Source organism: Vitiosangium sp. GDMCC 1.1324, assembly GCF_003044305.1.
Lineage (GTDB): Bacteria > Myxococcota > Myxococcia > Myxococcales > Myxococcaceae > Archangium.
On sequence record NZ_PZOX01000003.1, the window covers coordinates 845,331 to 861,003 of the forward strand.

At 66.7% G+C, this 15,673-nt stretch carries 9 protein-coding genes; 5 read left to right on the forward strand and 4 right to left on the reverse strand.

The genetic code is table 11. The features are described from left to right. Window positions 1–12: 12 nt before the first annotated feature. The 4 genes from DAT35_RS12075 (at window position 13) to DAT35_RS12090 (ending at window position 11,642) form a co-directional block, all read left to right on the forward strand. A complete protein-coding gene (locus tag DAT35_RS12075; protein WP_108067084.1) occupies window positions 13–1,497 on the forward strand; it encodes a hypothetical protein in 1,485 nt (494 codons plus the stop codon). A 10-nt stretch (window positions 1,498–1,507) separates the two neighbouring features. After that, window positions 1,508–3,838 carry a hypothetical protein gene (locus DAT35_RS12080; RefSeq protein ID WP_146209675.1) on the forward strand — a complete coding sequence of 777 codons (2,331 nt, stop codon included), beginning with the start codon at window positions 1,508–1,510 and terminating at the stop codon, window positions 3,836–3,838. Between the two features lie 15 nt (window positions 3,839–3,853). Continuing rightward, window positions 3,854–4,948 (forward strand): extracellular solute-binding protein, encoded by a 1,095-nt coding sequence (locus DAT35_RS12085; protein ID WP_158501662.1) that lies wholly within the window; start codon window positions 3,854–3,856, stop codon window positions 4,946–4,948. A gap of 298 nt (window positions 4,949–5,246) precedes the next feature. Then, a complete protein-coding gene (locus tag DAT35_RS12090; protein ID WP_158501663.1) occupies window positions 5,247–11,642 on the forward strand; it encodes an FG-GAP-like repeat-containing protein in 6,396 nt (2,131 codons plus the stop codon). 123 nt (window positions 11,643–11,765) lie between these two features. On the opposite strand, the gene DAT35_RS12095 is transcribed toward DAT35_RS12090, so the two are convergent. Genes DAT35_RS12095 through DAT35_RS12110 form a run of 4 tightly spaced genes read right to left on the reverse strand, consistent with a single transcriptional unit; the run spans window position 11,766 to window position 14,861 of the window. Further along, the gene (locus DAT35_RS12095) at window positions 11,766–12,017 is read right to left on the reverse strand and encodes a hypothetical protein (protein WP_304466049.1); all 252 of its coding nucleotides are present in this window, start codon (window positions 12,015–12,017) and stop codon (window positions 11,766–11,768) included. An 8-nt stretch (window positions 12,018–12,025) separates the two neighbouring features. After that, window positions 12,026–13,189, reverse strand: coding sequence for a 4-hydroxyphenylpyruvate dioxygenase (gene hppD / locus DAT35_RS12100; protein WP_108067088.1), 1,164 nt, complete (start codon window positions 13,187–13,189; stop codon window positions 12,026–12,028). A 50-nt stretch (window positions 13,190–13,239) separates the two neighbouring features. Continuing rightward, the gene (gene maiA / locus DAT35_RS12105; RefSeq protein ID WP_108067089.1) at window positions 13,240–13,887 is read right to left on the reverse strand and encodes a maleylacetoacetate isomerase; all 648 of its coding nucleotides are present in this window, start codon (window positions 13,885–13,887) and stop codon (window positions 13,240–13,242) included. Then, on the reverse strand, window positions 13,884–14,861 hold the full coding sequence (locus DAT35_RS12110; protein WP_108067090.1) for a fumarylacetoacetate hydrolase family protein: 978 nt from the start codon (window positions 14,859–14,861) through the stop codon (window positions 13,884–13,886). The genes maiA and DAT35_RS12110 overlap by 4 nt, the downstream gene beginning before the upstream one ends. Before the next feature lie 228 nt (window positions 14,862–15,089). On the opposite strand from DAT35_RS12110, the gene DAT35_RS12115 reads away from it, so the two are divergent. Further along, a complete protein-coding gene (locus DAT35_RS12115; protein WP_108067091.1) occupies window positions 15,090–15,671 on the forward strand; it encodes a TIGR02265 family protein in 582 nt (193 codons plus the stop codon). Window positions 15,672–15,673: the final 2 nt, after the last annotated feature.

The window sequence follows — 15,673 nt, forward strand, 5'->3', positions numbered from 1 at the left end:
AGGGATTTCGTCATGCATCGGTTGGTGCTCGAGAGAAAGGCACCCCTCTGGGTCGCGTGCCTGCTCGCCGGACTCTGTGCGAGCGGGCCGGCGGCAGCTCAAAGTGACTGCAACAGCAATGCCTCATCGTGCGACTTCCAGGAGCGGAAGACGACGCTTCGCGCGCAGCTCTGGAGCAGCGCGTGCCTGAATGGCACCTGGAAGCACCTCAGCGCCGTGTACTTCCCCATGGAGAGCGGTCAGCTCGTGACGAGCAAGCGGGCGCAGGTGAACTTCCTGAACGGGCTCTGCGCGTTCCACCAGGACCGGCGCTCCATGGACCCCAAGAAGGCCCGGGAGCAGATCAACCGGGGCATCGACGAGCTCCAGCGCGCACAGACCTCCGGGCTCCTGCGGTCGCAGAGGCACGTGGGCGCGCTCCTGGAGGGGCTGCTCCATTGTGAGCGGATGAAGCAGCTGGCGCCGGAGGTGGAGACGAAGCTGCCCTCGCGCGAGCTCTACTGCGTGCACCGGGGGATGGCGAAGGCGGCCTTCACGAGCGTCAACTGGGCGAACATGGCGCTCGACTACCCGGACTCGACGGCCTTCTCCGTCGGAAAGCACATCGAGTCCATGGGCGCGTGCTACAGCAGCCATCTGAGCGCTGGCACCGATGCGACCTGTGGCATCGTCACGTCGCTCCCGGAAGAGCAGGTGAAGAGCATCGGGACCCAGGTGGGGACCACGGAGCTCTCGCGCTACCTGGGGAGCGTGACGGACCAGACGAGCTCGACGGCGACCGGGGTCGGTCCCCTCACGGCCATGCTCGCCAGGAAGTTCGAGATGGTCGACGGGGCCGTCGCGGGCTCCGCTCAGCTCTTCTCGGAATTGAAGCAGCGCAACGAGCGGCTCAAGGGCTCGTACACGGGCCTGGCGGAGATGTATTGCTCGCCTACCGGCGAGTGCAATGGGCCTATTCCCTCGCGCGTCCAGGCCATGAGCACGAAGTACCAGGCGGTGACGCTGAAGGCGCAGAACGTGCTCGGCTTCGTCGACAGGTGGGTCAACGGTCTCTACCAGGACAGCGCCGGGCGTGACGTCCGCGCGGAGCTGGCCAGGAGCAAGACGGACCTGACCGACACCCTCGCGACGCTCCAGGGCCAGGAGGCGTTCCTCGACAAGATCCGCCTCGTCAAGCGGGACCTGTCGGTGCTCGCTCGGGGCGCGGAGGCCGAGGATGGTGTCTTGAAGAAGCTCTGCAGCCTGTACTTCTGCGAGATCCGCGGTGGGAACCGGGAGACCTTCCGGAAGACCTGTGCCCAGGTCGACCCCATCCTGTCGAAGCCTCGCAGCGAGCTCAACAAGCTCTGCTCCTCCAATGTGGAGACGACCTACGTCTCCGGAGATGGCCAGACCACCGCCGCCGCGCTGTGCCGCAACGTCGGGCTCGGTGCGTACATCGCGGATGGCCGCAAGGACATTCAGGCCTGCATGAACACGTTCTATGTGGGTCAGTGAGAACCAACCGATGAAACGCTTTTGGATGTATGGGGTCGTTCCGTTCCTCCTGGCCGGGTGCGGCATCCAGGAAGAGGCTGAAAGCCATACCACGGTCAGCGAGGTGCGGGCCCTCGCCCAGGCTCCCCTGATCCCCAAGCTCTTCTCCTACGAGACGACGAGCGGCGCCACGGTGTATGCCGTGGAGTTCCCCCAGGGAGAAGGACGTGCATCCCGGCTCGCGAGGTTGAACGGGTGCACCGAGGCGAACGCACGCCGCCTCTTCCGCATCTACGCGGACCCCATCACACCGCTCGATGAGAGTCCGTGGGCAGGTCAGCTCAATTCCCCGAGCACACTCGTCCTCTCCTGCCCGGATACGACCGCATCGGGTGCGCGGGTCTTCGTCGAATCGCTCACCCTGGGATCCTCCTATCTCGAGTACCTGCAGGGCTCGGCGGGCACGGATGCGGGTCAGCCCTCGTCGTTCCTGGTCATCCCCAACCGGTGTGGAGAGCTGATCTTCCACTTCCAGGTTCCGCAGCGCGCGGCCCAGCAGGAGACGTCGCGGGAGCCCCCTCCGGCCACGGGGGAGCGCATCTACCTGTCCTGCAAGAGGGACCGGCCGGTCGAGTACTCCGGTTGGGAGCTCGACACCGCCTACGCGCGCAGTCTCGGCCGGGATGTCTATGTGCTGACCCGAGGGGCGAGCACCGTCCTCCTGGACGCGGTGGATGGACTGGCGGTCACGGACCTCCTGTGGGACGACGCGAAGCGCGCGGAGGTGGAGGACAGGCTGCGCGCACTGTTCATGATTCCGAATTCGGTATCCATCGGCTGGGCCGGAGAGCTGGAGTATCAGGACGTGGCGGGACGGCCGCTCTTCGACTTCTGCGTGGACCACTGTGGTACGGACTTCAAGCCCGCGCACAAGAAGGTCGTCAATGGTGCGATCTCCTGCTTGCAGGGTGAGCTCGGCGCGGGAGAGTCCTGCACCTACGCCGCTCCCTTCACTTATGAGGAGCGCCAGCAGCTCGATGGGACGATTCGCCAGGGTGCGCAGCTCTCGACCGGAGAGCTGGTGTTCTCAGCCTGCGGCGGAGCCACGGAGACCTGGCAGAAGCACCTCGGATTCACGCGCAACCCCGCGGTCACGTCCTCCTGGCTGGGGCAGCTGAAGGCCGCGTACGGCACCGGAACGCCCTCCTCGCCATCCACTCCCCAGCTCACGCTCCCGTGTCTCCAGGAGCAGACGACGTGCCGCATCAACCTGCCCCAGGTGATTCTCGATGGAATCGATCTCTCGAAGATCGAGCTCTCACGCGAGCTGGAACGCGCGGTTCGCGCGCGCCAGTGCGCGAGTGGACCCGAGGCCCTGGAGGTCGTCCTCGGACCGGAGGCCGTCCTGAGTGATGCTCCGTTCCGGGTGGACGCCAGTACCCTTCCCTCCAGCCTCAAGACCCTCCGGATCGGCGGAGAGGCAGGTGCTCGGTCGGCGCTCCTCGTCGCTGAGCCACGATGCGGAACGGGAGCGGCCCTCTGCACGGCGGCCGTCCCCGCCATCCAGGTCGAGGGAGATCTCGAAGTAGAGCTCCGGTACCTGGACATGCGTCCAATCCCTCCCACCACCCCCGTGGCATCCCGGCCGGCGCTTGCGCGCGTGGCTGTCAGGGCGAGGGGTGGAACCGGACAGAAGCTGATGCTCCGCCTTCGTGACGCCGATATTGGCGATGCGACGCGGGCATATCCGTTCTACGCCGGCGTGGACATCGCGGGAGGGAGCCTGGTGCTCTACAACTCCGACGTCCTCGCCTTCACGAGCGCCGTGGAGGCCGAGCAAGGCACGGTGTCCATCGTCTCGTGGCCGCAGACGGGGCAGCTCAAGCTGGTGTCGCTCGCCCATGCCAACCCGAGCTCCAGCATCCTCATCGACCTGGATGGACGTTCGCTCTCGGGAGCGGTGGATCGCTTCCGGGCCCTGACGCTCAAACCGGGCACCCAGACCTTCATCGGAGGAGCGACCCTCCAGGGCCCCGTGGGAATCCTGTGGTCCGGGATTCCGCGGCCCGGAGGAGAGGACGCCCTGTGGTCCAAGCGGACGACGTTCTCCAAGGGGCTGTCCTCGACGTCCACCCTCTTCCGGACCGAGGCCACCATGCTGCGCGTGCGTACTGCGGGCCGGCTCGTGTTCGACGCCGCGAGCGTCAGCAACTTCGCCTACGTGGTGCGGTGCCCGGCCCAGGCGTCCGGAGAACAGGCGCTGGTGCAGTTCGTCGTGCCCCAGCCCATGACAGACATCCGCTACCTGACTGCCAGTCCCGGGGCATGCCAGGTCGAAGCGCCGTGGATGGGGACTCCCTAGGTGAGGCGCATGGACATGGGATGGCGAAAGAATCGGTGGGCATACACCGCCGTCGGGAGCTTCGTGGTGCTTGCCACCGTGCTCGGGTACTGGCTATCCCGGCGAGACCCGGCCCCGCCCCCTCCCTCGACATCGCCGGTCGAGCTCAGCGTCGTCCAGAGCGTGAGCGAGGAGTTCAATGAACCCCTCAAGGAACTCCTGCGCCCCTTCCTCGAGCAACACCCCGAGGTGCGGCTGTCGGTGCGGTACGACGCGCATGCCCGGGAGGGGAGTGACGGCGCGGCCCGTGGCCCCCACCTGGCGCTGCGAGTGTCGAACGGGTCCGCCACGCCCGGAGGCGTTCCCTTGTTCGCCTCGGACTACGTCGTCCTCGCCTACAACCGGGACCTCGTTCCGGAAGCACCGAAGACGTGGCGCGACATCATCGCCCACGGCTACACCCTCAAGGAGAAGGGCACGGTCCCGTATGGAATCGTGCTCGCGGAGGAGATGCACAGCCTCCTCCCCTTCTTCGGCGACCTCTTCCAGGCCGGGGGCCCGGGTGACACGCCTCGAGAGGCGTTCGCGCTGCTCTCCGATCTCCGGTTCAAGTACGGCCTCACGCCGGGCGCCTGCCTGTCGGAGTGCGTGGTCCAGGTCTTCAAGGAGGGCCGTGCACCGTTCGCAGTGATTGGAGAATGGCGGCTGCCAGAGCTGCGGAGCGCACTCGGAGGGAAGCTCGGGCTGACGGTGATTCCCGCCCTGCCCGGGGGCGGAGCCAGGATCAGGCCCGTACAACGGGTGTACGCGCTCTTCCGGGCGGGTGAGGCCCCGAAGCGTGAGCTGGAGGCCGCGGATGCGCTCCTGCGCTTCGTCGAAAAGGAGGGCTCCTCGCGCCTCATGGCGACGCTCGGAAAGGCAGCGCTCCAGCCCGTGGCCGCATCGGCGTCGGCGGAAGAGCTCGCCCTGGCGGCGGCTTCCGTGGACGCAGTGGAAGTTCCCGAAGCGCGCGTGCGCGCGGCGGAGGCCGCACTGGCTCCCATCTGGGAGCAGTTCGCCACCGGGCGGTTGAGCGCCGAGGGTGCTGCCCGCTCCCTGGTCGCCGCCGTCTCGACTCCCGCACAGAACTGAGAGGGCGCACCCGCGCCCTCAGGTCGTTGCTCAGCACGTGTCGCCGGCTCGCCTCCGGCGCGGCGGCACAGCCATGTCCTCCGCCGGAGGCGGAATGCCATTTCAAGGAGATGAGTGGATGAATCGGCTGCGATTGTCGCTGGCCGTCCTGGGGCTGCTCCCAGCCCTTTCGTGTGGACCCACCCGGACGGAAGAGACGAAGGACCCGGCCAAGGCCCCAAGGTCTGATGAGCTGGAGACGCCCCAGGCCATGGGCTCTGGCGCACTCGCATCCGCGGGGGCCTTGAGTGGACCCACGATGGGCGTGAGCGTCACGGAGAACCGTGGCGCGGCCAGTGTCGTGCTCCCACTCCCGGGCCTGCCCGCACGCGCGGGCTTCGGACCGGGTCTGGCCCTCACGTACAGCACCTCCCCCACCGATGCCCGGGACGGATTCGGCATCGGCTTCAGTCTCGGCTCGTCCTCGGTGGGGATCGCCGGTGATTGGGGCGTGCCGTACCGGTATGTCACCGCCAACGGAGATCTCGCCGCCCGGCTCACACTCAATGGCGCGCGGCTGGAGCGCGTCCGAACAGAGAAGGTGAACGGCGCCCTGAGCATCATCGAGTATCGACTCGATGGCACGGATTCGCTCGTCCGGGTGTTCCGCCACATGCCCGGCGCGGAGATGGCCGTGCCGGACAGACAGGGAGGCACGCTGGCCCTTGCGGGCTTCCGCGTCGTCTACCCGGATGGACGGCAGGAGTATTACAGCGAAGCGCCAGAGGTTGCCGAGGGGCTGATGCTCAAGCGCTTCTTCGCCACGCGCTGGCCGCTGGTGGCCGCTGTGAGCCCCACGGGCGAAGTCGTCACCTACCAGTACGACAAGCCCACGGAGGATCAACGCTCGTACCTGAGCTCCGTCAGCTTCGCGGGCGGCCGGTCGGCCTACGTCTTCGAGCGCGCGGAGCGGCCGCGTGCACCCACGGATTACGTGATGGGGTCCCCCCAGAAGGCAGGCCACCTCTACACGAAGATGACGGCACGCTTCGACGGCGAGCTGATGTATCAGTGGTGCTTCGTCTACGGTGTGTACGCACAGGATGGAGCGAAACTCCTCACCCATCCGGACTGCGCGGCGGTCGCACAGGAGGACTTCGCCGCGGAGCTCACAAAGCTCTCGGCGTCCCTGAGCCGGCAGGACAAGCTCCTGGGTGTCTACCGCTTCGGACGGAGTGCGGTTCCCCTGACACGCAACACGCAACAGGAACCGCTCGTGCGGTTCCAGTACTCGGGTTGGACGATCTCGGACATTCGCGATCATTCGCTCGTCTACGACATTGAGATTCCGGATGTGTATGGCTTTGGTCCCGAGGGCGGCTCGGAGTTCCTGGACCTGAACGCCGATGGTCTGGCGGATGTCCTGCGCGCCTCGCTCTCCGACAACCGGAGCTTCGCCTCGTACAATCTCGGAGACCTCGCCAGGCAGAACCCGTTCGTGCAGCGCGATGGGGTGGTGCTCCAGAAGGTGCTGGGCGGTATCGAGCAGCCGGAGGTGCTGCGTTTCGACGAGCGCCCCGGTTCCGACAGCCTGTTCTGGACGGGAGACTTCAATGGCGACGGCCTGACGGACGTGGTGCACATCACGGCCTCGGGCGGTCAGTCCGAGCTCTTCTTCTTCCGCGGACAGCAAGGCGTCCCCGGCAAGCCGTTCGCGGCGGCCACGCGCTCCAGCATGCTCGATGCGTATGTCGGGCAGCTCATGCACGGACGCAGCCGCGTCATCGACCTCAACGCGGACGGAAAGGACGACATCCTCATCGCGACCACGGACGGAGTGACAGCGACGTGGACCGCCCATGTGAACATCACCTCGCCGGAGGACAGGGCCCTGTCCTTCCAGACCCTCACCAACCTCCGGTTCCCCTTCACGGCCGGCGCCGGGTGGGAGCTCGACAATCCCGCGTACCGCTTCCTGGACGTCAATGGGGATGGGCTCCAGGACCTCGCCGTGCTGAAAGTGACTGGCGCGGGCGAGAAGGGCCTGTGCGTCTACGAGAACCAGGGCGGGGTGTGGGCATATACCTATACGAGCCTGGGGACGGACTCGCAGGGGCGAGACGTGCCGCGCGGGCGGATGGCCGCGGGCGCGATGGTGTTTGGTTTCGACGCGGGCGACCCGGTTTGTGAGCAGGGCTTCTTCCTCCCGGCCCAGGGCATCGAGTCCGGCGTCAACCTCAACGCGATGTGGCTGGCGGACGTCAACGGGGATGGGAACATCGACCTCGCCCACCTCACGGCGACGGCGAACGCGCTCAAGGTCTGGTTCGGGCAGGGCCGCGATGGATTCTCGCGTGCGGAGCTCATCCCGCTGAACACGACCTTGAGTGTCGACACACAGAACATCTGGAACACGCGCGTCATCGATATCGACGGGGATGGTGTCGGAGAAATCCTCGTCTACGAGCCCACTCCCCAAGGTGGACGGCTGCGCGTCATCGACTTCAATCGCACGGGGCAGAAGAACGTCGTCGGACCGGATCTGCTCGTCGCAGCGTCCGAGGGGACCGGGCTCCGGCACGCATTCGTCTATGGCACGACCACCGATGAGCTCGTGCGCGATCGTCGGCAGCTCGGCATGGACGATGCGAGCCTGCGCGGCCTTCCCTACGCGCTCCCCGTGGTGAAGCGGCATGCCCTCCTGGTGGGGGGCGAGCCTCCTCAACTCACGGCCTTCCGGTACCATGCGCCCCACTTCGAGAGCGAAGCGCGAAGCTTCGTCGGCTTCGCCCGGAGCGACATGCTCACTCTGGGAGACAGTACCCAACCGGACCTGGGAATCCGCCGGACGTACGCCGTGCAGGGAACGCGCACGGACCGCTTCCTGGCAAGCATGACCCGCATGGAGGAGCTCGTCCGCCCCACTCCACTCCGGGTCCGTCCCGCCGTGCCCGGCCCACTCGAGACGGCGAGCGCGGTGTCCTTCACGGCGGAGACCTGGAGCGAGGAGCCGCTCACCCCGGCGGCGGTCCTCTCCCAGCAGGAGTCCGACTGGGCCGTCGAGCCCCTTCCGGAAGCGGAGGCCCGCACGCCCCCCGTGTTCGTGCGCCTCCTGAGCACCCGTTCGCGAAGCTGCAGCGAGAGCTCGGGATGTGTGGCCCCCGCGACGAGCACCCGCACGCTCGATTACGACGCGCTGAATCGGCTCGTGCGTGAGCAGGAAGCCCTGAACGCCGTCGCGGGACCCGAAGACCTGCAGGTCCCCTCGCACGCCAGCGTGCGCACGCTCACGTACGACCCAGTCTGGGAGGAGCGGGGAATTCTGACGGCCGTGAGCGGAGAAGTCGTGAAGACACTGCCTTCCGGCGCCGTACTCTCCAAGACCACCACCGTGTATGCGGAGCAATGGCCCCTGCCGGTGCGCGTGACGGCTCAAGGCGAGACGGACCCGGAGGCACTCTCGGGGCTCGACACCCGGTTCACCCAGGCAATCCAGAAGAGTGCCGTGCGCACCCTCACACATGCCTATGACGCCTTTGGCAACGTCGTCGAATCCGGAGATGGGCTGGGAATCACGGCTCGCTTCATCTACGACCCGACGGGCCTGCGCATCGTGGAGTCTCGGAATTCACTCGGGCACCGGACCCGGTATTGCTACGGCTCGGCGGAATGCACGCTCGGCGGTACGGGAGAGGGAATCCCCGAACGGAGCCTGGCCCGAACCCATCTCCTGACTCCACAGGGCGAGCTCACGGTGTCCAGGTTCGACTCCCTGCACCGCCCGGTGCGGATGACGGACTCGAGCGGACGCGAAGTCGCCTACGCCTACCGCGACGCGGAGGGCACACAGCCACGGCTCGTGCGCGTGATCGAGCGCCGCGCGGCCACGGGTCTCCGGATGACCACGGAGCGGCTGTTCGCATTCCGGGCCGATGGCCGTTCCCTGGGCGAGGCCATCGAGAGTGAATCCACCGGAGCCAGGGTTCTGGCGTACGCAACCTACAACGCGACGGGCGCTCCCGTCTTCTCGGCCCAGCCCTACCTGGAGGCCCAGGGACCGGCCGCGCTCTTCGCGGAAGGGCGGTTCCCGGCTCCTGCGAGTGCACCCGGCTGCGGGCTCGGCCTGGGGACATGTACGTCCTATGACGCACTGGGGCGCCCGGTGGAGGTGACGGATTCCTCGGGCAGGTACGTCGTGCGCACGGTGTACGAGCCCTGGGGGCGACGGCTCGAGGAGCGCCTCACGGAGAGCGGTGGTGCCGTCGTTCGCACGAGCACCTCCGTCGAGCGCTCCGGGGAAGTGTACGCGCTGGTCGATGAGGCGGGGCAGATCTATCGCTACTCGCGGGACGCGCATGGAAGGTTGTACAGAATCCACCTGCCTGGAGAGGAGACGCCCCGGCGAGTGGTCTTCGATGCCGATGGTGACCTCCTCCTCAGTCAGGCCTCCGGAATCATGACGCGACTCTGGACGCGCGATACGCGAGGACGGGTGACCCAGGGGATGACATGGAGCGCCAGCGGGTCGGAGTGGGAGCGCGTCGAACGAACCTACGACGCCCTCAACCGGCTGACGCACCTGCGAGCTTCTTCCTCGGTCTACCCCGATGGCACCGATGACCTGTCGTTCGTCTACGACAAGCGGGAGGGACAACCCGCCACGCCCGAGACCCTGGACCGTCTTGTCGAGGCCAGCGCGCACGACCTGCTCGGGGCGCAGCACGTGACGGAGCACTACACCTACGACCGGAGCGGACAGCGGACCGGGCACATGCTCTCGTATTCGGGGGGCGGAGTGGAGCGCACCTACGAGGAAGCGTGGACCTACGCGCTCGATGGCAAGCTGGCCTCCTATGACGATCCGTTCGGAAATACCTTCACGCTCGAACGGCATGGCGCGGGAGCGCTCGCCGCGATCCACTGGTCGGCGCCGGGGCGCGTCGAGGCTCCGCTCATCGCGGGCATTCAATACAACGGGCGGGGACAGATAACCGCGTATACGGCGCCTCGGATGGGGCTCGAGCGCCAATATGGTTATGAGACCGCGTCCGGGCGTCTCGTCCACCTCCAGGCCTGCATCACGCGTGAGGCAGGCTGCGTCCCCGTCCAGGACATGCTGCTCACGCACCGTGCGGATGGGCGCATCTCGGCCATCCAGGACGGCTCACGCACCAGCTCGTACACCTACAGTCCCCGCGGAGAATTGCTCTCGGCCCAGGAGGGAGGGCAAACCCAGACCTACGCCTATGGTCCCTCGGGAGAGCCGAGCAGACTGAGCGAAGGAGCGGATTACCTCTTCGAGCGTGCATCGGGCACGAACGCCATTCCCCTACCCAAGGGGGGCAACTTCCGCCTCGACGTGTTCGGCCGCGTGGTGGCGGGCGGAGCGATGCGGGAGATCATCTACGACCCGTTCGGCCGCATCCGGCGCATCGAGCTCGACGGAAAGACACTCATCTATGGTTATTCGGTGGCTGGCGATCGCGTCTCCAAGCAGGTGCGCGTGAAGGAGGGCGCACAGGAGAAGGTCTCCGAGGTGGTCATCTATCCCTCACGCTTCACACGCGATAACGGGAGGGAGCGGCAGAGCCTAGTCCGCATCGAGGGCAGGCGATTGGCCCTCATCGTTGACGAGCAGCGGGTCTTCACCCTGCTGGACGACTCACGCGGCGTGGTCCGGGCGCTGGTGGACGAGTCCGGCCAGACCCCGCTCCAGGCCGAATACACACCTTTCGGTCTGGCCACCGTGACGGGAGCCCAGAACCTGCTCGAGAGCACCGAGCTCGTCTTCAGCTTCACCGGACGGTTCACGGACCCCGACACCGGCCTCATCCAGATGGGGGCACGTGAGTATGCGCCGGGACTCGCGAGCTTCACCACTCCAGACGCCTATGTGTTCTCGGAGCCGGAGTTCTGTGTCGGGAGCCCGCTCGAGTGCCATCTCTACACCTATGCCAGACACGATCCGATCAACTTCTCTGATGAGTCGGGGCTCATGACGCAGTCTGTCGGGTCTACATTCCAGACCAGGCATCCAAACAACCCCCAAGGTGGGGTGAGCGGCAGGTTCACGGTGCATGTCTATGAAGCGTTCAGACGACAAGCGCAGCCAGCCGCGGGGGAACACTATCAGGTGGGAGCCAACATCAAGATCGGCTTTGCTGCGACAAACCACGAGATGAAGATCGGGCTGGTCCAGTTCAAGAGTCCTCTCAATTGGCAGGGTACGGCCCACGAACGGGTCCACCCGGCCATGCAGCCAGGGGGTAACTACCCGGCCAACCGCATGGGCTGGGCCGTCGACAGGGGCAACTCTAGAAGAAATCCCGTCTACGGCATGAGTGATAGTGACGCCCCTGAGCCCCTGCTAGAAGGGATGCTGGGCGCGGATAGCCTTGCTAGAGAGACGCTCAAAGCCAGGTACGGCGAACGTGGGAATGAAGCCACGCTCATTGATACGCCACGGGAGCTTGCTCGGTTCCCCGAAGCGGCTCGGAGCACGTTCATAACGGTCGCGCTCGACATGAATTCCGGTCAGTACCTGGGCGCCGTCAGGTGGGGCTACGACGTCAACGCCGCGGGAGAGGTGGCTCTGCTCAAGCCGAAGCTGATCCACGGAAGCGGTCTCCCCGATCTACTACACGGCGCGCTCGAACAGTGGAACAACCAGCGGCATGCTGGAAATGCGATGAACATACAGCTTCCGCATCCCTAGTTGGAGCGGCCTTCGCCCCGAGCACTCTCGGGGTGAAGGCCCTTCTGGGACGCGGATGGGTGCGTCTCAGCGGCCGGGCGCCGGAAACCAGTGCCCGGCCGACGAAGGCCGGGCCCTGACGGCTCAGGGGATGAAGCTCTTCTGGTAGTTCGGGTCCTCCACCGCCACCGCCGCGGCCGTGGGGTGCAGCGGCAGCGTGGTGTCCAGCATCACCGCCAGCTCGTTCGTCTCGCGGTGGCCGATGCTGCCCTCGTACGCGCCCGGGTGCGGACCGTACGCCACGCCCTTCGGGTGGAAGCTCACGCTGCCCGGCCCCACACCCCTGCGGCTGGTGAAGTTGCCCCGGCAATAGAAGAGGAACTCGTCGCAGTCCACCGACGAGACTAGATCCGCCCTTCCGACTTCTGCTGGCGCTCGATGCTCTCGAAGAGTGCTCGGAAGTTGCCGCCGCCGAAGCCCTGGTCCCCCTTGCGCTGGATGATCTCGTAGAAGAACGGGCCCGCCTTCTGGTCCTTGTACAGGGCCGCCGCGTCCTTCATGAAGATCTGCAACAGGTAGCTGTTCTCCCCCGCCCCATCCACGAGCACCTGCAGATCTCGCAGGACATTCACGTCCTCGTCGATCTTCTTGATGCCCAGCCGCTGGATGCGCTCGGGCAGCGCGTCGTAGTACGTGCCCGGGGTGGGCATGAACTCGACGCCCGCCTTCTCGCGCATGCCCTTCACCGAGGAGAGGATGTCCTTCACCGCGAGCGCCAGGTGCTGCACGCCGTCGCCCCGGTGGTCCTCGGTGAAGACGTTGATCTGCGAGGACTTGAAGAAGGGCCGCAGCGGCTCGTTGTTGGCGAACTTCACCCGGCTCACGGGATCCCAGATGACCTCCGAGCGCAGGCCCGAGCCATGGTCCCGCTTCTGCTTGGAGGCCACGTCCTCGGTGTGGAACTGAATCTCCCAGAACTTCTCGAAGCCCATCACGTGCTCCATCCACAGGAGCATGGGCCTCATGGTCTGGAAGTTGGACGTGATGTGGTCGATGTGCGTGAAGCCGTAGCGGTTGGAGCCGCCGCGCGGCTTGTCGTACTGCACGAAGCCCGGGTAGAGCGCCTTGTATCCGTCACGCTGGATGAAGCGGAACGTGGTGTCACCGAAGGGCGTGGTGATGGAGAACTGCGCCAGCTTGCCGCCCTTGTCATCGGTGTAGCGCTCGATGTCCGTGATGAAGGTGGCACCGCGCTGCTCCAGCAGGCGGAACGTCTTCTCGATGTCCTCCACCTGGTAGTTGAGCGTGCCCACCCCGTCCGGGTGCCTGCGCAGGTAGCGCCAGGCCCGGCCGCCCTCGCCCACCGGCTGGCTCACCACCAGCACGACGTTCCCCGCCTGGAAGACGGCGGACTTCTGCCTGCCCTGCTTCTCCAGCTCCGGCGAGGACACGCCCTGCTCCGCGAAGTCCAACCCGTCCACGTAGAAGCGCCGGCTGCGCTCCACGTCATTCACGTACCAGTGGACGCTCTCCAGACCCTTGATTCCCAACGACTCGAGCTTCGCCATGTGCACACCCCCCTGGGTGGTTCGAATCCGTTACTGCGTCGTCACCGGGCTCAGGCCGGCACGGCGTCGGGCTGCCGATCCGCCTGGGCCGCCTGGAAGGCGGGGAGGCTGGCGCAGGCCGCCTCGATGCGGGTGAGCAGCTCGTACGGCCGCAGGTCTACCCCGAAACGCCGTGCACCGAAGAGCTGGGGAACCAGGCAGATGTCCGCCATCGACACCGTGTCCCCCAGGCAGTACGTGCCCGCCGTCTCCTGCGCGAGTGCCTGGAAGGCCCCCAGACCCCGGTCGATCCAGTACGCGCACCAGGCCTTCTCATCTCCCTTCAGCTCCCCCTTGATGCGCTGCAGCACCCCCGTGTTCTGCAGGGGTTGAATCCCCGAGTTCACTATCTCCGACAACATCCGGCAGCGGGCCCGGAGATACGGGTCGGCCGGCAGCAGGGCGGGCGAGGGGTAGCGCTCCTCCAGGTACTCGAGAATGGCCAGCGACTGGGACAGGTGGCGCACCTTGCCGCCCTCGGTGAACTCCAGCGTGGGCACGGTGCGCATGGGATTGACGGCGCGGTAGGCCTCGGAGTGCTGCTCGCCGCCGTCCTTCAGCAGGTGCACGGGCACGTACTCGTAGGACAGGCCCTTGAGGTTGAGCCCGATGCGAACCCGCCACGAACACGACGAACGCCAGTAGCTGTAGAGCTTCACGGCTTCACCACCTTCTGAGAGATGCGGCCAAAGAGGCTCTGCCCCTCGGGACCGAACATCTCGATGTCGATGGTGTCCCCCACCTTCATGAAGGGCGTCTTGGGGCCGCCCGACTCGATGGTCTCGATCATCCGGCGCTCGGCGAGGCAGGAGATGCCCCGGGCGCGGTCCTCGTTGGACACGGTGCCGCTGCCGAGCACGGTGCCGGCGGTGAAGGCGCGCGTCTTGGAGATGTGCTGGATGAGGTCGAAGAAGGAGAAGTGCATCTCCGGGCCGGCATCCGTGTCACCCACCACCTGGCCGTTGAGCGTGGAGCGCAGGCGCAGGTGCACGCGGCCATCCTTCCACGCGGGGCCGAGCTCGTCCGGCGTGAGCGCGAAGGGACTGAAGGCGCTGGAGGGCTTGCCCTGGAAGAAGCCGAAGCCCTTGGCCAGCTCGTTGGGGATGAGGTTGCGCAGGGTGACGTCGTTGCAGAGCATCACCAGCTTCACGTGCTTCGCCGCGTCCTTCGCCTGCGTGCCCAGCGGCACGTCGCCGAGGATGACCGCCACCTCGGACTCGAAGTCCATGCCCCAGCCCTCGTCCACCAGGGCGAGGTCCTGCGTGGGCGCCAGGAAGGTGCCCGAGCCGCCCTGGTACACGAGCGGATCCGTCTTCATCGTCGGCGGGGGCTCGGCGTTGCGCGCCTTGCGCACGAGGATGACGTGGTTGAGGTAGGCGCTGCCATCCACCCACTCGTAGGCGCGAGGCAGCGGGGAGAGCAGCGCATTCACGTCGACGGGACGGCTCTGCACGCGACCGGCCTCGAGCTCCTCGGCCAGCGCGCGCAGCTTGGGCTCCATCTCGTCCCACTTGTCGAGCGCGGCCTGCAGCGTGAGGGCCACGTTGGTGGCGAGCGCGTAGGCCGAGTTGTCCCGCTTGACGACGATGAGCCGTCCGTCGCGGGTTCCGTCGTTGAGGGTCGCGAGCTTCACTCGTCAGACTCCAGGTGGCCGAGAAGAGAACGGGGAGGCGGGCCGGCGCCTTCGCCCCCGGCTTTTCCGTGCCGGGGCGCGGGGTGTCAAGCAGAGGCTCGCAGAGGCTGCCGGTGGAATCTTACGAAGCGTCCGAAATGGGCACTCCGCACCGCGTCATCCCGGTGACTCGCGACCCGGGTGCAGGTTGGACGGCCGTTGCCTACCCGGTAATCTGCCGGCCCAGCCATGCCCTCCAACAAGACCGAGCTCGCCGCTCGCATCGCAGTCACCCGGCCCAATGACGGAGTGAGAGGCCTCTTCTTCCGAGAGGTGTTCGAGCTCATCGAGAAGACGGGGGGCCCGCACGCGCTGCGCCAGGTGCGCACCGGTCCGCTGGCGAAGGACATCCACGATCTGCGCACCTACCCCGCCGCGGACTACCTGACCATGCTCTACACCGCGGCGGACGCGCTCGAGCACAAGCTGGGTCCCGAGGACGCGGTCTTCAACGCCTGCGGCCGGGCGTGCGTGCAGCGCTTCTCCCACGGGCCGGGCCAGGTCGTCTTCGGCATCCTCGGCAAGGGGGACCCGCAGCGGCTCTTCGCCCAGACGCGCGTGGCCTTCAGCACCGTGGTGACGTACGGCAAGAGGGATCACAACCCCATCGCCCCCAAGGCCTGCATCCTCGCCTACCGCGGCGACATGCAGCCGCCCGCCTACCACGTGGGCATCTTCGAGGGCGCCCTGGTGGCCCTGGGCTTCAAGGGCACCGTCACCGCACGCCCGCTCAGCATCGATTCCGTGGACTACGAAATCACCTGGGAGTGAGG

Excerpts from the sequence above, each read along its gene's own strand:
- DAT35_RS12075 (WP_108067084.1), top strand. The coding sequence starts at position 13 with ATGCATCGGTTGGTGCTCGAGAGAAAGGCACCCCTCTGGGTCGCGTGC.
- DAT35_RS12080 (WP_146209675.1), top strand. The coding sequence starts at position 1,508 with ATGAAACGCTTTTGGATGTATGGGGTCGTTCCGTTCCTCCTGGCCGGG.
- DAT35_RS12090 (WP_158501663.1), top strand. The coding sequence starts at position 5,247 with ATGGGCGTGAGCGTCACGGAGAACCGTGGCGCGGCCAGTGTCGTGCTC.
- DAT35_RS12085 (WP_158501662.1), top strand. The coding sequence starts at position 3,854 with ATGGGATGGCGAAAGAATCGGTGGGCATACACCGCCGTCGGGAGCTTC.
- DAT35_RS12115 (WP_108067091.1), top strand. The coding sequence starts at position 15,090 with ATGCCCTCCAACAAGACCGAGCTCGCCGCTCGCATCGCAGTCACCCGG.
- hppD (WP_108067088.1), bottom strand. The coding sequence starts at position 13,189 with ATGGCGAAGCTCGAGTCGTTGGGAATCAAGGGTCTGGAGAGCGTCCAC.